Here is a 19384-nt window from a genome sequence, read left to right as displayed (position 1 = left end):
TGACGTCGAGAGACTAGAGAGTGACCTAAGCTGGCGTCAAACAGTTCGCTGTCGAAATATTTTTTTTGGGGTGACCGGATGCGTGACGCCGTCGACGACTTCCTCGACCAGTGGGCCGCCCAGCGTTCCGACCTCGACCTCGACGCGATGGGCTCCATCGGCCGCATCCTGCGGCTGTCCCGGCTGGTCAGCGGGCATCTGAAGGACTACTTCGCCCAGCACGACATGGAGCTCTGGGAGTTCGACGTCCTCGCCACCCTGCGGCGCGCCGGCAAGCCCCTGACGGCCAAGGCTCTGGCGGCGAGCGTCATGATCGGCTCCGCCGCCCTGACCAACCGCGTCGACCGGCTGGTGGCCCGTGGTCTCGTGGTCCGCGAGGCCGTGCCCGGAGACCGCCGCTGCCTGCACATCACGCTCACCGACGCCGGGCGGGACCTGGTCGACCGCGTCGTGGAGGGGCACGTCCAGAACCAGCGGAAGATCCTCTCCGGCCTGGAGGACGCCGACCGCGACGAACTGGGCCGCATCCTCCGTACGTTGCTGGTCTCCCTTGGGGACACCCGCGTCAGTCCTTGAGCGCCTTCGGAAGGATTCGCCGTGCTCGCGCAGCTCCCCCTGATCTATGTGCTGCTCATGGCAGCCTTCGCGACCTTCCTCTTCTGCTTCGCGCTGCAGCGGTGGATGGGGATACGCAAGCTGGCCTGGGTCTCCCTCGTCGTCTCCGTCGGATGCTGCCTCGGCATGGTCGCGGTGGGAGGACTTCAGCGTCAGCACTGGAGTGCCCAGCAGATGCTGGTCATGTACTCCTTCGGGTGGACCGGACTCGCGATCGGTCTCTTCCCGTCGCGGAAGTTCTTCCGTCAGCTCGCTGACGAAGCCCGGAGGGGTGTACGGAGGGAAGACTTCGAGTACCCCGCGCGATATGGCTGGTTCGCGTGCTTCTCGGTCGTCGTCATGGGCTTCCTGGCGTTTCTGCTCGCGACATGACCGTACGCGGCCCAGATCGGAGACACGGCCTGGACGCCCGCGTCCGAAAGCACGGCTAGGGAGCCAGTGCCCGCTGAATGCCCGGCTCCCGCGGCCCGAGGAACTGCGGATCGGGGCGTAGTGCCACGTCCAGTGCCGCCTTGCCCGCCGCGAAGAGTTCGCGGGTGCCGCCGTAGTACCACGTTGCGTCATGCTTCGCCTCGACCCCGAGGCCGTACGAGGTGACGCCCGCCGCCTCGCAGAGGGCCACCGCGCGGCGGATGTGGAAGCCCTGACTGATCAGGACCGCGCGGTGCACGCCGAAGATCCGGCGGGCGCGGACGCAGGAGTCCCAGGTGTCGAAGCCCGCGTAGTCGCTGACGATCCGTCCGGCCGGGACCCCGTGGCGGCTGAGGTAGGCGCGCATCGCGCTCGGCTCGTCGTAGTCCTCGCGGCTGTTGTCGCCCGTGACCAGCACCGCCTTGATCCGGCCCGCGCGGTACAGCCGGGCCGCCGCGTCCAGCCGGTGCGCCAGGTACGGGGAGGGCCCGCCGTCCCACAGCCCGGCGCCGAAGACCACGGCGACGTCGGTGCGCGGCACGTCCGACGCCGTGCGCAGCCGGTCCGCCGTCGACACGTACAGCCAGGTCGACGGCAGCAGGGCCAGCACGCACCCCGCGACCACGCCCCGCACCAGCCGTCGGCGCCCCCGCACCGTGCGCGGCAGCCTCGGTCGGCCGATCCCCATCCCGCCCCCTGTACTCGATCCCGTGCCGGAGGACGTGAATCGCGGCCGTGTGGTTCACTCCACCCCGGCATAGCGCCACAATTCCGTCACCCCTGCCCCGCGATGTCCGTACCGGCGCTTACTGTCGAGGCATGGAAGGCACCGCACACCCCTCGGCCTACGATCCGACCTCCGTCGAACGCTGGGCACCCGAACCCGACAAACGCCCCGGCCGCACCGCCTTCCAACGCGACCGCGCCCGCATCCTGCACTCCGCCGCGTTGCGCCGCCTCGCGGGCAAGACCCAGGTCGTCACGCCCGGCACCCGCACCCCGGCGTGGGACGCCACCCCGCGCACCCGGCTCACCCACTCCCTGGAGTGCGCCCAGGTCGGCCGCGAGCTGGGCGCCGCCCTCGGCTGCGACCCCGACCTCGTCGAAGCCGCCTGCCTCGCGCACGACCTCGGGCATCCCCCCTTCGGCCACAACGGCGAACAGGCGCTGAACGAGTTCGCGGACGACATCGGCGGCTTCGAGGGCAACGCCCAGTCGCTGCGCCTGCTCACCCGCATCGAGCCCAAGCGCTTCACCCCCGAGGGCTCCGTCGGCCTCAACCTCACCCGCGCCACCCTGGACGCCGCCACCAAGTACCCCTGGCCGCGCGGCGCCCACCCCACCGACCCGGCGTCCCCCAAGTTCGGTGTCTACGACGACGACCGCCCCGTCTTCGACTGGGTCCGCAAGGAGGCCCCCGGCACCCGCACCTGCTTCGAGGCACAGGTCATGGACTGGGCCGACGACGTCGCGTACTCGGTGCACGACATCGAGGACGGCCTGCACGCCGGGCACATCGACCCCGACTGCCTGCACGCCGACTCCGAACGGCAGGCCGTCTTCCAGGTCGCCGTCGGCCGCTACGTCCCGGCCGACACCGACCCCGCCGAGCTGGCCGAGGCCCTCGACCGGCTCCAGGACCAGGAGTGGTGGCCGCACGGCTACGACGGCACCGCGGTCGCCCAGTCCCGGCTGAAGGACGCCACCAGCCAGCTCATCGGCCGCTTCTGCCTCGCCGCCGAGGGCGCCACCCGCGCCGCGTACGGCACCGGCCGCCTCACCCGGTACGGCGCCGAACTCGTCGTCCCCCGCGAGGCCCGCATGGAGTGCGCGGTGCTCAAGGCCGTCGCCGACCGGTACGTGATGCAGCGCGCCGAGCAGGAGCTGCTCCGCGCCGATCAGCGCATCGTCGTCGCCGAGCTGGCCGAGGCGCTCACCCGGCGCGCGCCGGAGGGGCTGGAACCGCAGTTCAGGGCGCTGTTCGACGAGGCGGAGAGCGATCACGCGCGCAAGCGGGTCATCGTCGACCAGATCGCCTCGCTGACCGACGCGTCCGCCCGCACGCTGCACGCGAGCCTGACGGGGCATATGTAGCCGGAAAATGACCGAGGGTGGCCCGTTTCGAGTCACCCCCTCTTCCCGCACCACGCCGCGTGCGGGACGCTCGCCTGAAGCCCGAAGGCGGGGCATCTTCACGAGGAGGCATCACGTGGTCGACGCGGACCAGACGTTCGTCATCGTCGGAGGCGGTCTCGCCGGAGCGAAAGCGGCCGAGACGCTCCGCGCGGAAGGGTTCACCGGCCGCGTGATACTGATCTGCGACGAGCTGGACCACCCCTACGAGCGTCCGCCGCTGTCCAAGGGACACCTGCTCGGCAAGGAGGAGCGCGACAGCGTCTTCGTCCACGAACCCGCCTGGTACGCCCGCAACGACATCGAGCTGCACCTCGGCCAGACCGTCGACGCCCTCGACCGCGAGGCCAGGACCGTCCGCCTCGGCGACGACGGCACCCTGATCCGCTACGACAAGCTGCTCCTCGTCACCGGTGCCGAACCCCGCCGCCTCGACGTCCCCGGCACCGACCTCGCGGGCGTCCACCACCTGCGCCGCCTCGCCCACGCCGAGCGCCTCAAGGGCGTGCTGGCCGCCCTCGGCCGGGACAACGGCCACCTGGTGATCGCGGGCGCGGGCTGGATCGGCCTGGAGGTCGCCGCGGCCGCCCGCGAGTACGGCGCCGAGGTCACCGTCATCGAGCCCGAGCCCGCCCCGCTGTACGGCGCGCTCGGCCCCGAGCTGGGCAACCTCTTCGCCGAAGTGCACCGCGAGCACGGCGTCCGCTTCCACTTCGGCGTCCGGCTCACCGAGATCATCGGCCAGGACGGCATGGTGCTCGCCGCCCGCACCGACGACGGTGAGGAACACCCCGCGCACGACGTGCTCGCCGCCATCGGCGCCGCTCCCCGCACCGGCCTCGCCGAGGCGGCCGGGCTGGACCTCGCCGACCGCGCCCACGGCGGCGGCATCGCGGTGGACGAACGGCTGCGTACCTCCGACCCCGACGTCTTCGCCGCCGGGGACGTGGCGAACTTCCCGCTCCTCGGCACCCGGCTGCGCGTCGAGCACTGGGCCAACGCCCTGAACGGCGGACCGGCCGCCGCCCGCGCGATGCTCGGCCAGGACATCACCTACGACCGCGTCCCCTACTTCTTCTCCGACCAGTACGACCTGGGGCTGGAGTACAGCGGCTGGGCACCCCCCGGCTCCTACGACCAGGTCGTCATCCGGGGCGACGCGGGCAAGCGCGAGTTCATCGCCTTCTGGGTGCGCGAGGGCCGGGTGCTCGCCGGGATGAACGTGAACGTGTGGGACGTCACAGAGCACATCCAGCGCCTCATCCGTTCCGGTGCCGCGGTGGACGTCGAGGCGCTCGCCGACCCGCACGTACCGCTCGCCGACCTGGTGCCCTGAGGTCCGCGCGAGCGGGGGGAGCCGCCGGACCCCCGTAGAATTCATCCGTGGCAGGACGGATCAACGACGAGGACGTGAAGGCGGTACGGGACGCGGTCCCGATCGACGCCGTGGTCTCGGAGTACCTCCAGCTGCGCAACGCGGGCGGCGGCAACCTCAAGGGCCTCTGCCCCTTCCACGACGAGAAGTCGCCGTCCTTCCAGGTCAGCCCGAGCAAGGGACTCTTCCACTGCTTCGGCTGCCAGGAGGGCGGCGACACCCTCACCTTCGTGATGAAGGTGGACCACCTCTCCTTCTCCGAGGCCGTCGAGCGCCTCGCCGCCCAGGCCGGCATCACCCTGCGCTACGAGGAGGGCGGCTACAACCCGGCCCACCAGCGCGGCGAACGCATCCGGCTGGTCGAGGCGCACAAGATCGCCGCCCAGTGGTACGCCGAGCAGCTCGCCACCAGCCCCGAGGCCGACACCGGCCGGATCTTCCTCGCCGAACGCGGCTTCGACCAGGCCGCCGCCGTCCACTTCGGCGTCGGCTACAGCCCCCAGGGCTGGGACCACCTCACCCGCTACCTGCGCGGCAAGGGGTTCACCGACAAGGAACTGATCCTCTCTGGCCTCGCCCAGGACGGCCGCCGCGGCCCCATCGACCGGTTCCGGGGCCGCCTGATGTGGCCCATCCGGGACATCGGCGGCGAGGTCGTCGGCTTCGGCGCCCGCAAGCTCTACGAGTCCGACAACGGGCCCAAGTACCTCAACACCCCCGACACCGCGATCTACAAGAAGTCCCAGGTGCTGTACGGCATCGACCTGGCCAAGCAGCAGATCGCCAAGTCCAGCCGGGCCGTCGTCGTCGAGGGCTACACCGACGTCATGGCCTGCCACCTCGCCGGGGTCACCACCGCCATCGCCACCTGCGGCACCGCCTTCGGCGGCGACCACATCAAGATCCTGCGCCGACTGCTGATGGACAACGGCTCGGCCCGCGTGATCTTCACCTTCGACGGCGACGCGGCCGGACAGAAGGCCGCGCTGAGAGCCTTCGAGGACGACCAGAAGTTCGCCGCCGAGACCTACATCGCCGTCGCCCCCGACGGCATGGACCCCTGCGACCTCCGCCTCGCCAAGGGCGACGAGGCCGTCGCCGACCTGGTCCAACCCCGCACCCCGCTCTTCGAGTTCGCGCTGCGCCAGATCGTCGCCCGCTACGACCTCGACACCCCCGCCGGACGCGCCGCCGCCCTGGACGAGGCCGCGCCGGTCGTCGCCCGGATCAAGAACAGCGGCGCCCAGCACGAGGTCGCCGTCGACCTCGCGGGCATGCTCGGCATCCTCGACACCCAGTTCGTCGTCAAGCGCGTCGCCCAACTGGCCCGCTGGGCCCGCGAACGCGGCGGCAAGGGCGGCGCCGCCCCGCAGCAGTCCCGCGCCCCCCAGCAGAGTTGGGAAGCCGCGCCCCGTGCCACCGGCGGCCCCGCCCTCACCCTGCGCAACCCGGTCTACGCCACCGAACGCGAACTTCTCAAACTCGCTCTCCAGCGGCCGGAGTTGGTCTCGCCCGCCTTCGACGCGTACGGCCTCGACGAGTTCACCGCACCCCCGTACACCGCCGTCCGCCAGGCCATCGCGGAGGCGGGCGGCGCCGAGTTCGGCACCCAGGACCCCCAGGAGTACGTCGTCCGCGTCCGCGAGGCCGCCCCCGACGACACCGTCCGGGCCATGGTGACCGAGCTGGCCGTGGAGGCGATCATGCGCCGCACGGTCGACGAGACGTACGCGGGCATGGTGCTGGTGCAGATCAGACGGCGTGCCGTCGCCCGGCGCATCACCGAGCTGCAGTCCACCCTCACCCGCCTCGGCCACACCGATCCGGCTCAGTCGGCGGCCGTCCAGAACGAGATGATGGTGCTCACCCGCTACGACCGCGCCCTCCAGCACGAGGGCCCGACCGCCCTCTAGCCGCCCCCTCGGGCCCCAGGATCACCACGCGGTCACCGGCCGGAAGCAAAAAGTCACCGCACGACTCTCGTGGCGGAGATGTGTCGTACCCCACACTGGGGGCGGTGCCCGAGTCTCCGGAGCGCAGGCCGTCGACTTCGCGCTCCGTCGCGCCGCTGCCGCACACCCCCCCGGAGCAGCGATCATCCTGGAGGTCGCCCCCGTGCAGACCCACACCCTCACGCAGACAGCCCGCAGCGCCCACGGCGGTGCCGAGCCGGGACTGCTCAGGGCCGTGCCCGCGCAGAGTCATGGCGGCCCGGAGACGGCCCCGGAATCCACTCCGGAGGATGCCGCCGAGCCGCCCGCCGAGGCGCCGGCCGACGGCGACGACGAGCCCGTGACGGCTGTGCGCGGAGCCGCCCGTACCGAGAGCGGTGGCCCCTCCGCCGACCTGTTCCGCCAGTACCTCCGCGAGATCGGCCGCATCCCCCTGCTCACCGCCGCCGAGGAGGTCGAACTCGCCCGCCGGGTGGAGGCCGGGCTCTTCGCCGAGGAGAAGCTCGGCAGCACCCCGCACCTCGACAGCGGGCTCGCGCTCGACCTGGACCGGATCGTCGTCATGGGCCGCATGGCCAAGCGCCGCCTCATCGAGGCCAACCTGCGCCTCGTCGTCTCCGTGGCCAAGCGGTACGTGGGCCGGGGGCTGACCATGCTCGACCTGGTTCAGGAGGGCAACCTCGGGCTGATCCGCGCGGTGGAGAAGTTCGACTACGCGCGCGGCTACAAGTTCTCGACCTACGCCACCTGGTGGATCCGGCAGGCCATGTCGCGGGCCCTCGCCGACCAGGCCCGCACCATCCGGGTCCCCGTGCATGTGGTGGAGCTGATCAACCGCGTCGTCCGCGTGCAGCGCCGCATGCTCCAGGAACGGGGGTACGAGCCCACCCCCGAGGAGGTCGGCGCCCACCTCGACCTCCCGCCCGAGCGGGTCCGCGAGGTGCTCCGGCTCGCCCAGGAACCGGTGTCGCTGCACGCGCCGGTGGGGGAGGAGGACGATGTCGCCTTCGGCGATCTGATCGAGGACGGGGATGCGGCCAGCCCCGTCGAGTCGGCCGCGTTCCTGCTGCTCAGGCAGCACCTGGAGGCCGTGCTGTCGACCCTCGGGGAGCGTGAGCGGAAGGTGGTGCAACTCCGGTACGGCCTGGCCGACGGGCGGCCCCGGACGCTGGAGGAGATCGGTCGGCTGTTCGGGGTGACCCGTGAGCGGATACGGCAGATCGAGTCCAAGACGCTGAGCAAGCTCCGGGATCACGCCTACGCGGACCAACTCCGGGGCTATCTGGACTGATTGCGGCTGCGGGCCCGTCGTGGCTGGTCGCGCAGTTCCCCGCGCCCCTGGGGAACCGCGCGACAGCCTCTTCCCTAGTCGACCTCGGCCACCGCCTGCGCGAACTGGGCCTTGTACAAGCGGGCGTACGCCCCGTCCGACGCCAACAGCTCGGCGTGCGCGCCCTGTTCGACGATCGAGCCGTTCTCCATCACCAGGATCGTGTCCGCGTCCCGGATCGTGGAGAGGCGGTGGGCGATCACGAAGGACGTACGGCCGTCGGCGAGCTTCGCCATGGCCTTCTGGATCAGCACCTCGGTCCGGGTGTCCACGGAACTCGTCGCCTCGTCCAGCACCAGGATCACCGGCTCGGACAGGAACGCTCGGGCGATGGTGATGAGCTGCTTCTCACCGGCGCTCACCCCGGTGCCCTCGTCGTCGATCACCGTGTCGTAGCCGTCGGGCAGGGTGCGGATGAACCGGTCCGCGTGGGCCGCCCGCGCCGCCTCCTCGATCTCGCCGCGGGTGACCTCGCGCGAGGAGCCGTACGCGATGTTCTCCGCGATGGTGCCGCCGAACAGCCAGGTGTCCTGGAGGACCATGCCGATCCCGGCCCGCAGGTCGTCGCGGGACATGGTGCGGACATCCACCCCGTCGAGGGAGATACGGCCGCCCGTGACGTCGTAGAACCGCATCAGCAGGTTGACCAGGGTGGTCTTGCCCGCGCCGGTCGGGCCGACGATGGCCACCGTCTGGCCCGGCTCCACGGTGAGCGAGAGGTCCTCGATCAGCGGCTTCTCCGGGTCGTACCGGAAGGACACATGGTCCAGCTCCACCCGGCCGCGCCGCTCGGCGGGACGCACCCCCGGCACCGGGTCCGCCTCCTGCTCCTCGGCGTCCAGCAGCTCGAACACCCGCTCCGCCGAGGCGACACCGGACTGCACCAGGTTGGCCATCGAGGCGACCTGGGTCAGCGGCATCGAGAACTGGCGGGAGTACTGGATGAACGCCTGCACATCACCGATGGACAGCGTGCCCGACGCCACCCGCAGACCGCCGACGACGGCGACCAGCACGTAGTTCAGGTTCGACACGAACATCATCAGCGGCTGCATGATCCCGCTGTGGAACTGCGCCTTGAACGCGGCCTCGTACAGCTCGTCGTTCTGCTCGGCGAACTGCTTCGCCGACTGCTCCTGGCGGCCGAACACCTTCACCAGGGTGTGCCCGGTGTACATCTCCTCGATGTGCGCGTTCAGGGTGCCGGTGACGCGCCACTGCTGCACGAAGTGCGGCTGGGACCGCTTGCCGACCCGCGTCGCCACCACGAAGGACAGCGGCACCGTCACCAGCGCGACCAGGGCGAGAATCCAGGAGACGTAGAACATCATCACCAGCACGCCGATGATGGTCAGCACCGAGTTGATCAGCTGGCCCATCGACTGCTGGAGCGTCTGCCCGATGTTGTCGATGTCGTTGGTGGCGCGGGAGAGCACCTCGCCGCGCTGCCGCTTGTCGAAGTAGGACAGCGGCAGCCGGGACAGCTTGGCCTGCACCTGCCCGCGCAGCCGGAACATCGTGCGGTTCACGGCCCGGTTCACCAGCCGGGTCGCCACCGCCATGAGCAGACCCGCGACCAGGAAGACCCCGACCGCCAGCAGCAGCACCCGGCCGACCGCGTCGAAGTCGATGCCCTGGCCGGGGGTGAAGTCGGTGCTGCGCAGCATGTCCGCGACCGAACCCTGGCCACGCGCGCGCAGCGAGTCCAGCACCTGCTCCTTGGACGCCCCGGCGGGCATCCTCCGGCCGACGATGCCCGCGAACACCAGGTCGGTGGCCTTGCCGAGGATCTTCGGGCCGATCACGCTCAGCGCCACGCTGATCACCACGCAGGCCAGCAGCCCGTAGATGGTGACCCGTTCGGGCCGGAACTGGGCCACGAGCCGCTTGCCCGAACCCTTGAAGTCCATCGACCGCTGGTCGGGTCCGCCCCCGGCCATCATGCGTCCCATGGGACCGGCCATCAGGCGGCCTCCGCTTCCGTCAGCTGGGAGAGCACGATCTCCCGGTACGTCTGATTGCCCGCCATCAGCTCGTGGTGGCGGCCGGAGCCCACCACCCGGCCCTCGTCGAGCACGATGATCCGGTCCGCGTCCCGGATGGTCGCCACCCGCTGGGCCACGATCACCACGGTGGCGTCGGCGGTCTCCCGGCCGAGCGCCGCGCGCAGGGCCGCGTCGGTGGCGTAGTCGAGCGCGGAGAACGAGTCGTCGAAGAGGTAGATCTCCGGGCGCTGCACCAGGGTGCGGGCGATGGCCAGCCGCTGGCGCTGACCGCCGGACACATTGGTGCCGCCCTGCGCGATCGGCGCCTCCAGGCCGCCTTCCAGCCCTTCCACGAACTCCTTGGCCTGCGCGGTCTCCAGCGCGGCCCACAGCTCGTCGTCGGTGGCGTCCGGTTTGCCGTAGCGCAGATTGCCGCCGACGGTGCCGGCGAACAGGTACGGCTTCTGCGGGACCAGGCCGACGGTACGGGCCAGCAGGGCCGGGTCGGCCTCGCGCACGTCCACGCCGTCCACCAGGACCTGGCCCTCGGTGGCGTCGAAGAGCCGGGGGACCAGGCCCAGCAGGGTCGACTTGCCGCTGCCGGTCGAGCCGATCACCGCCGTCGTCTCGCCCGCGCGGGCCACCAGGTCGATGGAACGCAGCACCGGCTCTTCGGCGCCCGGATAGCGGAAGCCCGCGTTCCGGATCTCCAGGTGCCCGTGTCCGCGCAGCTCGGTGACCGGAGCCACCGGAGGCACGACGCTGGACTCGGTCTCCAGCACCTCCTGGATGCGCTCGGCGCACACCTCCGCGCGCGGCACCATCATGAACATGAAGGTGGCCATCATCACGGACATCACGATCTGCATCAGATAGGCGAGGAACGCGGTCAGGTCACCGATCTGCATCCCGCCGCTGTCGATGCGGTGCGCGCCGAACCACACCACGGCGATCGACGACAGGTTCACCACCGTCATCACGATCGGGAACATCAGCGCCAGCATCCGGCCGGTCGCGAGCTGCATCTCGGTCAGCTCGCCGTTGGCCTTCCCGAACCGCTCCTGCTCGTACTCGTCGCGGACGAAGGCGCGGATGACGCGGTTGCCGGTGATCTGCTCGCGCAGCACCCGGTTCACCATGTCCAGCCGGGTCTGCATCGACCGGAACAGCGGCCGCAGCCTGCGCACGATCAGCGTCACGCAGATGCCCAGCACCGGCACCACGGCGACCAGCACGCCGGAGAGCGGCACGTCCAGCCCGAGGGCCAGCACGATGCCGCCGACACACATGATGGGCGCCGACACCATCAGCGTGAACGTCATCAGGACCAGCATCTGGACCTGCTGCACGTCATTGGTCGTACGGGTGATCAGCGACGGCGCGCCGAAGTGGCCCAGCTCCCGCGAGGAGAAGGACTGCACCCGGTCGAAGACCGCGCCACGCAGGTCCCGGCCCAGCGCGGAGGCGGTACGGGCGCCGTAGTACACGGCGCCGATGTTGCACACGACCTGGACCAGCGAGATGCCGATCATCAGGGCGCCCGCGGTGAGGATGTAACCCGTGTCACCCTTCACGACACCGTTGTCGATGATGTGCGCGTTGAGGTTCGGCAGGTAGAGCGTGGCGCAGGTCTGGAGGAGCTGCAGCGCCACCAGAAGGGCGATGGGTTTCTTGTAGGGCCTGAGACAGGTCCGCAGAAGTCGTATGAGCACGCTTGTCTCTCGGAGTCGGCGGTGAGGGCGGTGGTCTGCCCATGGCCCTATCGTCGGGCACTCCACCCCTGTTACCTCAACCGATTAACCCATCGGGTGGCCCGCCGGTCCCGGCTTGTACGGCTCTTTACGCTCGGAACGCCCCCGGGTGGGTCTGCTCGCGCACCGCGACGTACTGCTGGCGCACCGCCTGCCCCACGGCCAGGTCGTCGCCCGGCTCCAGCACCTGGGCGGCCGCACCCTGCCAGGCGGGCGGGGTACGGGGGTCCAGGGTGCCCTGGGCGGCCCCGAGGGCCCACGCGGCCTGGCGGGCGGCGCCGATCGCGGCGTAGTCGGCGGGCTGCGGCACGACCACCTGCGTCCCGAACAGCGCCGGGGCGATCGCCTGTACGGCGGGCAGCTCGGCGGCCTGGCCCAGCAGGAAGATCCGCCGCACCGCCACGCCCCGCCCGCGCAGCACGTCCAGCGCGTCCGCGAGCCCGCACAGCATGCCCTCGAAGGAGGCCCGCGCCAGATGCTCCGGCTTCATCGACTCCCGGCGCAGCCCGGCGAGGGTGCCCGCGGTGTGCGGCAGGTTGGGGGTGCGCTCGCCCTCCAGGTACGGGAGCAGCACCAGGCCGTGCGAGCCGGGCGTGGAGCTCAGGGCCAGCTCGGACAGCTCCTTCAGGTCGGGCAGGCCGAGGAGTCCGGCGGTGCCGCGCAGGGCCCGTACGGCGTTCAGCGTGGTGACGACCGGCAGGTGCATGCCGGTGGCGTCGGCGAGGGAGGTGATCATCCCGGTCTGGTCGGCCAGCGCCTCGGTGTGCACGGCCATCACGGAGCCGGACGCGCCCAGCGAGACGACCGCGTCGCCCAGCCCGATCCCGAGGCCGAACGCGGCGGCCATCGTCTCGCCCGTACCGGCGGATATCAGCAGCCCCTCCGGGGTGGTGCCCGCGGCCTCGGCCGGGCCGATCACCTCGGGCAGCGCCACCTGGTGGCCGAGCGCCAGCTCGACCAGGTCGGGACGGTAGGTGCCGGTGGCGGCGGACCAGTACCCGGTGCCCGAGGCGCCGCCCCGGTCGGTGGTCCGGCGCACCGGCCGCCCCAGCAGCTGCCAGACCAGCCAGTCGTGCGCCTGGAGGAGTACGGCGGTCCGGCTGGCGTTCTCCGGCTCGTTCTTGGCCAGCCAGCGCAGCTTGGTCACCGGCCGGGCGGCCTGCGGGACACAGCCCACCGCCTGCGCCCATGCCTCCCGGCCGCCGAGCGCGTCGACCAGGTCGGCGGCGGCCACCTGGGCCCGCTTGTCGGCCCCGGCCATCGCCGGGCGCACGGTGTTGCCCTGCGCGTCCAGCGGGACCACGGCGTTCGCCTGGGTGGAGACGCCGATGGCCTGGACGCCCTCCAGCAGGCCGCCGCCCGCGGCCTCGCCCAGGGAGAGCAGCCACGCCTGCGGATCGACGTCACTGGGCCGCGGGGCGCCGTCCGGCACGTCCAGCGGATGCGGGGCGTACCCCTGACGCAGCACGGCCCCCGTGTCCGTGTCGCAGACCACGATGCGAGTGAATGCGGGCGAACTGTCCAACCCGGCGACTATCCCCATGGCTCAAATTCTGCCGCAGAGCGGGGGCTGCTCCGGCCGATACGCCGGTGCCCCCTGGAGCCGCTGCTCAGGGGGCACATGCGCGGGGTGGCCGGTTCAGGGGTGGCTGGTGCCCCAGTCGTCCTCGGCCGGGCGGCCGTGGTTGCCCCGGCCGAGCCGGGAGCGGACCCGGTCGGTGAAGGACTCGGGGGCGTGCTCGCCGACCTTCTCGCTCACCGTGTGCAGCGCCTTGCCCGCGTAGACCTTGCCCTGCTGGGCGGCGGTCTCGGCGGAGTTACGCACCGCGGGGTTCTGCGCGATCCCGCGAGCGGCCTTCTTGATCTGCTCGTAGCGCTGCTGGCCGGCGCGGGCTCCGAGGACGTATCCGACGGCCAGTCCCGCGACGAACGTGAGCCGGTAGCGCATGTGGGCCACCCTTCCTTGCGTAGTCCCTGACGGGGGTCTGTGGTGCTGAGCGGGGGCCGGAGGTGAACCGATTGGCGGAGCACCCCCCTGCTTGCGCTAATGTATGTGTCGCAGCGACCGCCCGCCCCCTGGCGAATACCCAGGTGAAGGCGTTCGATGCAGACGAAGCGATCCCCTGTAGCTCAATTGGCAGAGCAGCCGGCTGTTAACCGGCAGGTTACTGGTTCGAGTCCAGTCGGGGGAGCTTCGGTCCCCTGTAGCTCAATTGGCAGAGCAGCCGGCTGTTAACCGGCAGGTTACTGGTTCGAGTCCAGTCGGGGGAGCGCGGTGAACGAGGACCCTGCGGGGTCCTTTTTCATGCCCGCTTCCATGTCCGCCGCAGTCGTGCCAGGTCAGGGAAGCAGCGCGGAAGCCGACCATCCGAAGCAGGAGATCGTATGAGCGGCTATGCTGCGGCAGACGGCGCGCACAGTTGTACGCGACACGCCGCGAGGGGCGGTAGCTCAGCCGGTTAGAGCAGCGGACTCATAATCCGTCGGCCGTGGGTTCGAGTCCCACCCGCCCCACCATAGAGTTGCGCCCTGACCTGCGAGAACGTGGTTCTTGGAGGTGCTGGCCGTGCGGGGATTGCCGCACGGCCGTGCGGTGAAATCCTGTTCGTGCACGTCCGTGACGGTGACTGCACGCCGGTGACCTGCGGATTCTCTCTTCGTAGCCCGTGGGAGCGTAGTGCAGCGGTCCCCACGGCCGAGCGGTCGCGGGAGGGGCTTGGTCTTACGGATGGGGTCGTTGTTCTGCCGGGTTGGGGCGATGCGCGCGCGTGGTCAGTCCTGGTGTTGTTCGAACACCGCGACATCGAAGGCGAACTGTTCCCTCGTCGACTGGATCCGGTGTGAGCGGGACATCGCGGAGGCTTCACGCTCTTGGGGTTGTCTGGCAGTTGGGTGCTGCTGTTACGGGCCCTTCGGTTGTGTCCGGAGGTCGCAATCAGCGACCGAACGAAAACAGCCGCAGAGGCCGGTAGAGTCGCATCTCAGCAAGTGCCGCCCGCGGGGCTAGCCCGCTGAATCCGACGCGCGGCCGAGGCCCTTACTGATCGTTTCGGAATGAGTTCCGGAGGCGGCGAAGGCATATGAGGCTGCAGGCCAGGTCGAGTAGACCTTGGTGGAGGTCGGCGCGGCGTTCGTAGCGGGTGCGGAGCCGTTTGAACTGGCGCAGCCAGGCGAAGCGCTCGACCACCCAGCGGACCTTGCCCAGCCCGGAGCCGTGGGCGATGCCACGTTGGGCGATCAGGGGCTTGATGCCGCGTTTCCACAGCAGGCGGCGGTACTTGTCGAAGTCGTGGCCCCGGTCGGCGTACAGGCGCCGGGGTTTGCGCCGGGAGCGTCCCCGCAGTCCGCGGATCGATGGAACGGCGTCGAGCAGGGGCAGCAGCTGGGTGACGTCGTGTCGGTTGCCGCCAGTGAGGGTGACGGCGAGTGGGGTTCGGTGGCGGTCGACGATCAGGTGGTGTCTGGAGCCGGGGCGGGCGCGGTCGACGGGTGAGGGGCCGACGTGGTCCGCCCTTTGAGGGCCCGGACGTGCGAGCCGTCCACGGCGCAGTCGTCCAGGTCCAGCAGGTCGGCGCGGCGAAGCTCGGTCAGCAGGGCGGCGTGCACGCGTGGCCGGACGCCGGCCTCGGTCCAGTCCCTCAGTCGATGCCAGGCCGTCACACCCGAGCAGCCCACGGTCTGCGGGGACATCGCGCCACGCGACACCGGTCCGCAGCAGGTACATGACGCCGGCGAGGGCCACTCGGTCGGGAATGCGCAGCCGTCCGGGGTGGCGACGGCGCCGTTCGGGAGTGGGCGGCAGCATCGGGGCCACCCGCTCCCACAGGTCATCCGGGACAAGATCAGCACGCATCTCGGGCACTCTGCTGACCGAGATCGTCGAGCACAAGACCCGCAGCTAGCTCGCGCTCATCCTGATGCGTCCTCCAGCGGGAGGTGGTCTCGGAAGAACTGCGAATCCAGCCATTCCTCCTTCACGAAGAGCGGGCGCGTAAGGCGGGCTTCCCCGACCTGCTGCGAACGCAGAAGAAGCCCGAGATCAGTCAGGGAAAGCGAGTCGTCAGGCGTGTAGAGCAGACAGTTCCCATGCTCCCCAGCGTGGTCCAGCAGGAACTGATGGCCCTCCTCTGGATCGCTCCCTGCCAGCGGGAAGCCGGACAGGAAGGCTTGCGGACCGGTGACCGCATCCAATGCGACGCAGGCGAGCCTGCCCGCCTCGTAGAACGCCTTCACCCCATCCGGGAAGTCCTCCTGCTCGTACGGACCGCCAACCCGCTCCTGCGGTCCAGAAACCAGCAGTGCCTCGGCAACCTCGGCTGGAGACATACCGAAGTGCAACGGCCCCACGCCGGCTCCGGGGCGGATCTCCCAGCACTCCCTGTCCACATCTATGCTCATCCACCCGCTCCGATATCCGACCGGCCCGGATCTGCTTCGCTGCTCAGGCCTCATGCACATGGCTCGGGGCCAAGATGCCCGCTCAGCTGCACAAGTGCCAACTGGAGTGCTCGGTCAGACTCATTCTGAAACGATCAGTTAGTCGCATTCGTGTACCTGCGCCACCATGACGCCCTCGCCAGGATTGCGGCCTCCTTCGGCGTATCCGTCGGCACCGCCCACGCCTACGTCACCGCGGTGACCAGCCTGCTCGCCGACCTGGCCCCGGGCCTGCTGAAGACGCAGCGCCAGCACAACCCTGACTTCGTGCTCCTGGATGTCACACTCGCCGAGTGTGACCGCGTCGGGGACGGCCGCGCCAACTACTCCGCAAAGCACCGCTGACACGGCGTTAACGTCCAGGTCGTCACCGATCCCATCGGCGACGTGCTGTGGATCTCACCTGCTCTACCGGGTCGCACCCACGACCTGGCTGCCGCACACACCCACAAGATTGTCCGGGCCTGCGGTATGAGCGTCGGAGACGACCAGTTGGGCGTCGGCCAGGCTGCGGGCGGTCAGTGAGCGCAGGAAGGCGAGTCAGCAGGCGCCGTCCTCGATGGTTGCGACGTCGATGCCGAGGATCTTGCGGTGTCCGTCGGCGTTGACGCCGACCGCGACCGGGGCGTGGGCGTTGATGATCGGGCCGCTCTCACGGACCTTCTGCGTGAGAGCGGCGACCCAGACGAACGTGTAGGGGCCGGCGTCCAGCGGTCGGTCGCGGAACGCGGCGAGCAGGCAGGCTGTGGCGACCACCGAGATCAGGGCCTGTTCGGCCCGGCGGCGGTGTTCGGGGAGCCAGTGCGGAAAGTAGCTTCCGCTGCGGAACTTGGGGATGGCGAGTTCGAAAGTGCCTGCCCTGGTGTCCCACTGATGTGCGCGGTAGCCGTTGCGGTGGTTGACGCGTTCGTCGCTGACCTGCCCGGATTCGGCGTTGCAGAGGGCGTCCGCCTCGGCCGACAAGAGCGCGTCGGCGAACGTCTTGATCAACGCGCGCAGCAGATCGGGACTCGACGCGGAGAGGTTCCCCTTGGCGAGGGCGCGCAGGGGCCAGAGTGTCTGGTGCGGTCATCGTCCTGATCTCCTTCGAGCCTTAGACATCTCGAAGATCAGCCGGTGGCCGTTCTTGTATCCGGACCCTCACCGACGCCGGGACAAACACCCGGATCAGGTGGGAACCGGTACACCACTTCCCTGGACGCAACCTACCGAAGGTTCAACGCACGCCATAGAGATCAGCACCGAGGCCGGTGCAGTCAGGGGAAAAGGGCGGCGAAGGTAGCGGCGATGGTGGTGGCGAGGTTAATGACGACGGCAAAGGCGGCGGCGGCACGGGTAAGGGCGGTTGGGTAGGTGGCGCCGTCGAGGCGGGCGAGTTTGCCCGCGCCAGCGGCGGCGAGCGAGGCGGCGATGACGACAAGGGCGGTGGCGAAGAAGATCACGGCGACGTTCACGACTGACTTCTTTCTGAACGGTGGGCTGATGACATGAACGACCGTCCTGGAAACGGTGTCCGCCGTGGTTCGCCGGGACGAAGATGAACATCGGCGAACACACCACTCGGGGGAGCCGTGCACGACAGACAAACCGCCCATACGCCGGACTCGGCCCTGACCGAACTGCGTACCAGGCTGGGGAACGGGCTCGCCCGGGCAGGGCTGAACAAGACCCTGCTCGCCAGACGCGCGGACCTTGGGCGCACGACTGTGTCGGCGGCGTTCCAGCCCGACGCTCAATCGCCCTCGGAGGCGACCGTGGGGGCACTCGGCCGGGCGCTTGAGCTGCCGGTGGAGGAGCTGCTGACGTTGCAGCGGATCGCAGCCGGCGCAGGTGTGGCCGATGAGAGTTTGGAGGGGCCGGGGCGGCCGGTCGGGCAGTGGGATCCGCACGCGCTGGAGGTCCATCCCGCCAGTACTGCTCCCGCGGGGGCCGACCTGATGGGGCAACAGGTGCTGCCTGGATATGTCGAGCGTGAGCACGACCAGGTGTTGGCTCAGGTGGTGCGGGCGGCCGGACAGGGGCGCAGTGGGCTGGTGGTCTTGGTCGGTGAGTCGTCGACGGGCAAGACACGGGCCTGCTGGGAGGCCGTTCAGGCGCTGGGTGGATTGGGGTGGCGATTGTGGCATCCGTTCGACCCGACGCGGGCGGATGCCGCGTTGGAGGAACTGCATCGGGTCGGCCCGCGGACGGTGGTGTGGCTGAATGAGGCCCAGCACTACCTCGGCGACGGCAGGGTCGGGGAGCGGATCGCGGCGGCTCTCCACTCGCTGCTCGTTGATCCGGACCGTGGGCCGGTGCTCGTGCTAGGTACCCTCTGGCCGAATACGCCGAGGAATACACGGTGCTGCCCTTGCCGGGTGCGACGGATCCGCACAGCAGGGTGCGGGAGCTGCTCGCCGGACGCATCCTGCGCCTACCCGATGTCTTCGACGCCTCTGCCCTCGCGGTGGCCAAGGCCCTGGCCGAGAACGGCGATCAGCTACTGGCCGACGCTCTCACCCGCACCGGTACCGACGGGCGGCTGGCACAGGACTTGGGCGGAGGCCCCGCACTCGTGGAGCGCTACCGCACCGGCTCCTCTACCGCCCGTGCCCTGCTGGAAGCGGCGATGGACGCCCGTCGGCTCGGAGTCGGCCTGCACCTGCCGCAAGCCTTCCTCACCAATGCCGCCTCCGACTACCTCCACGACACCGACTACGACCAGCTCACCGACGACTGGGCGGAACAGGCGTACGCCTACCTCGCCATGCAGGTCCACGGCAAACAAGCCCCCATGCGCCGGATCAACCCCCGACCACAACGACGACCAGGCCCCCTCATACCTGACAGCACCCCCTCACCGCAGCCGGCAGGGCCGGTGTTCCGGCTCGCCGACTACTCGAACACTACGGCCGAACCACCCGCCGCCACATCTGCCCACCTGCCTCCTTCTGGCACGCTGCCCACACCTACCTCACTGACCACAACAACCTGGATGACCTTGCCACGTCAGCCGAGAGACGCCACCGCCTCCAATGGGCTCACCACCTTCGCCAACGTGCCGCCCACCTCGGCAACACGGACGCCCTGCGCCGCCTAGCTGAGCTGCGGGAGAAAGCCGGGGATCGGGACGGTGCTGAGTCTCTGGCTCGGCAGGCCGCCGACCTTGGCGATACCGACGTCCTTCGCCGCGTGGCCGGGCTGCGGGAGAAAGCGGGGGACCGGGACGGCGCCGGGATCCTGTACCGGCAGGCCGCTGACCTTGGCGACACCAGCGCCTTGGTCTGCCTGGCCGATCTGCGGGAGAAGGTGGGGGACGGGGACGGCGCCGGGATCCTGTACCGGCAGGCCGCTGACCTTGGCGACACCAGCGCCTTGGTCTGCCTGGCCGATCTGCGGGAGAAGGTGGGGGACGG

At 70.2% G+C, this 19384-nt stretch carries 14 protein-coding genes, 3 tRNA genes and 4 pseudogenes; 12 read left to right on the top strand and 9 right to left on the bottom strand.

What is annotated here, in order from left to right; translation table 11 throughout:
* The first annotated feature begins 78 nt into the window (after positions 1–78).
* Positions 79–576, top strand: coding sequence for a MarR family winged helix-turn-helix transcriptional regulator (locus ACIPPM_RS10265; RefSeq protein ID WP_401445407.1), 498 nt, complete (start codon positions 79–81; stop codon positions 574–576).
* A 21-nt stretch (positions 577–597) separates the two neighbouring features.
* Positions 598–987, top strand: a complete 390-nt coding sequence (locus ACIPPM_RS10260; protein WP_401445404.1) for a hypothetical protein — start codon at positions 598–600, stop codon at positions 985–987.
* Between the two features lie 55 nt (positions 988–1042).
* Here ACIPPM_RS10260 and ACIPPM_RS10255 read toward each other — a convergent pair whose 3' ends face one another.
* Positions 1043–1714, bottom strand: coding sequence for a vancomycin high temperature exclusion protein (locus ACIPPM_RS10255; RefSeq protein WP_401445401.1), 672 nt, complete (start codon positions 1712–1714; stop codon positions 1043–1045).
* Positions 1715–1845: 131 nt separating this feature from the next.
* On the opposite strand from ACIPPM_RS10255, the gene ACIPPM_RS10250 reads away from it, so the two are divergent.
* The 4 genes from ACIPPM_RS10250 (at position 1846) to ACIPPM_RS10235 (ending at position 7777) form a co-directional block, all read left to right on the top strand.
* Positions 1846–3120: a deoxyguanosinetriphosphate triphosphohydrolase gene (locus ACIPPM_RS10250; RefSeq protein ID WP_401445399.1), complete on the top strand. Its 1275-nt coding sequence runs from the start codon at positions 1846–1848 to the stop codon at positions 3118–3120.
* Between the two features lie 115 nt (positions 3121–3235).
* The gene (locus ACIPPM_RS10245) at positions 3236–4495 is read left to right on the top strand and encodes an NAD(P)/FAD-dependent oxidoreductase (RefSeq protein ID WP_401445397.1); all 1260 of its coding nucleotides are present in this window, start codon (positions 3236–3238) and stop codon (positions 4493–4495) included.
* Positions 4496–4542: 47 nt separating this feature from the next.
* Positions 4543–6447, top strand: coding sequence for a DNA primase (gene dnaG / locus ACIPPM_RS10240; protein WP_401445394.1), 1905 nt, complete (start codon positions 4543–4545; stop codon positions 6445–6447).
* Between the two features lie 181 nt (positions 6448–6628).
* Positions 6629–7777 (top strand): RNA polymerase sigma factor, encoded by a 1149-nt coding sequence (locus ACIPPM_RS10235; protein WP_401446407.1) that lies wholly within the window; start codon positions 6629–6631, stop codon positions 7775–7777.
* 74 nt (positions 7778–7851) lie between these two features.
* Here the strand turns inward: ACIPPM_RS10235 and ACIPPM_RS10230 are convergent, their stop codons facing one another.
* The 4 genes from ACIPPM_RS10230 to ACIPPM_RS10215 all read right to left on the bottom strand — a co-directional run bounded on the left by ACIPPM_RS10230 (position 7852) and on the right by ACIPPM_RS10215 (position 13500).
* On the bottom strand, positions 7852–9780 hold the full coding sequence (locus tag ACIPPM_RS10230) for an ABC transporter ATP-binding protein (protein WP_401445391.1): 1929 nt from the start codon (positions 9778–9780) through the stop codon (positions 7852–7854).
* The gene (locus ACIPPM_RS10225) at positions 9780–11513 is read right to left on the bottom strand and encodes an ABC transporter ATP-binding protein (RefSeq protein ID WP_401445387.1); all 1734 of its coding nucleotides are present in this window, start codon (positions 11511–11513) and stop codon (positions 9780–9782) included. Before ACIPPM_RS10225 ends, ACIPPM_RS10230 begins: the two co-directional genes overlap by 1 nt.
* A gap of 127 nt (positions 11514–11640) precedes the next feature.
* Positions 11641–13095, bottom strand: coding sequence for an FGGY family carbohydrate kinase (locus ACIPPM_RS10220; RefSeq protein ID WP_401445385.1), 1455 nt, complete (start codon positions 13093–13095; stop codon positions 11641–11643).
* 96 nt (positions 13096–13191) lie between these two features.
* Positions 13192–13500 carry a YtxH domain-containing protein gene (locus ACIPPM_RS10215; RefSeq protein WP_393598387.1) on the bottom strand — a complete coding sequence of 103 codons (309 nt, stop codon included), beginning with the start codon at positions 13498–13500 and terminating at the stop codon, positions 13192–13194.
* Between the two features lie 171 nt (positions 13501–13671).
* On the opposite strand from ACIPPM_RS10215, the gene ACIPPM_RS10210 reads away from it, so the two are divergent.
* The 3 genes from ACIPPM_RS10210 (at position 13672) to ACIPPM_RS10200 (ending at position 14069) form a co-directional block, all read left to right on the top strand.
* Positions 13672–13744, top strand: a tRNA-Asn gene (locus ACIPPM_RS10210).
* A gap of 6 nt (positions 13745–13750) precedes the next feature.
* A tRNA-Asn gene (locus ACIPPM_RS10205) sits at positions 13751–13823 on the top strand.
* Between the two features lie 169 nt (positions 13824–13992).
* Positions 13993–14069: transfer RNA gene (locus ACIPPM_RS10200), tRNA-Ile, on the top strand.
* 520 nt (positions 14070–14589) lie between these two features.
* Here the strand turns inward: ACIPPM_RS10200 and ACIPPM_RS10195 are convergent.
* A pseudogene (locus ACIPPM_RS10195) lies at positions 14590–15405 on the bottom strand (IS5 family transposase).
* A 56-nt stretch (positions 15406–15461) separates the two neighbouring features.
* Entirely contained in the window at positions 15462–15950 is a 489-nt protein-coding gene (locus tag ACIPPM_RS10190; RefSeq protein ID WP_401445381.1) for a hypothetical protein, read from the bottom strand.
* Between the two features lie 138 nt (positions 15951–16088).
* Between ACIPPM_RS10190 and ACIPPM_RS10185 the strand changes: the two are divergent.
* A pseudogene (locus tag ACIPPM_RS10185) lies at positions 16089–16457 on the top strand (transposase family protein); the annotation flags it as partial.
* Here ACIPPM_RS10185 and ACIPPM_RS10180 read toward each other — a convergent pair.
* Positions 16404–17061, bottom strand: a pseudogene (locus ACIPPM_RS10180) (transposase); the annotation flags it as partial. The pseudogenes ACIPPM_RS10185 and ACIPPM_RS10180 overlap by 54 nt on opposite strands.
* A gap of 184 nt (positions 17062–17245) precedes the next feature.
* A complete protein-coding gene (locus ACIPPM_RS10175; RefSeq protein ID WP_401445378.1) occupies positions 17246–17443 on the bottom strand; it encodes a hypothetical protein in 198 nt (65 codons plus the stop codon).
* 887 nt (positions 17444–18330) lie between these two features.
* On the opposite strand from ACIPPM_RS10175, the gene ACIPPM_RS10170 reads away from it, so the two are divergent.
* On the top strand, positions 18331–19068 hold the full coding sequence (locus ACIPPM_RS10170; protein WP_401445376.1) for a hypothetical protein: 738 nt from the start codon (positions 18331–18333) through the stop codon (positions 19066–19068).
* A 92-nt stretch (positions 19069–19160) separates the two neighbouring features.
* Positions 19161–19384, top strand: a pseudogene (locus ACIPPM_RS10165) (hypothetical protein); the annotation flags it as partial.

It is taken from the genome of Streptomyces sp. NPDC090119 (assembly GCF_044747085.1).
Lineage (GTDB): Bacteria > Actinomycetota > Actinomycetes > Streptomycetales > Streptomycetaceae > Streptomyces.
The sequence above is the reverse complement of the archived record's forward strand: the minus strand, read 5'-3'. Positions and strand labels throughout refer to the sequence as shown.

Bases quoted from the DNA above. Each gene is read 5' to 3' on its own strand.
- ACIPPM_RS10265 (WP_401445407.1), top strand. From the start codon at position 79: ATGCGTGACGCCGTCGACGACTTCCTCGACCAGTGGGCCGCCCAGCGT.
- ACIPPM_RS10255 (WP_401445401.1), bottom strand. From the start codon at position 1,714: ATGGGGATCGGCCGACCGAGGCTGCCGCGCACGGTGCGGGGGCGCCGA.
- ACIPPM_RS10250 (WP_401445399.1), top strand. From the start codon at position 1,846: ATGGAAGGCACCGCACACCCCTCGGCCTACGATCCGACCTCCGTCGAA.
- ACIPPM_RS10230 (WP_401445391.1), bottom strand. From the start codon at position 9,780: ATGGCCGGTCCCATGGGACGCATGATGGCCGGGGGCGGACCCGACCAG.
- ACIPPM_RS10220 (WP_401445385.1), bottom strand. From the start codon at position 13,095: ATGGGGATAGTCGCCGGGTTGGACAGTTCGCCCGCATTCACTCGCATC.
- ACIPPM_RS10215 (WP_393598387.1), bottom strand. From the start codon at position 13,500: ATGCGCTACCGGCTCACGTTCGTCGCGGGACTGGCCGTCGGATACGTC.
- ACIPPM_RS10190 (WP_401445381.1), bottom strand. From the start codon at position 15,950: ATGAGCATAGATGTGGACAGGGAGTGCTGGGAGATCCGCCCCGGAGCC.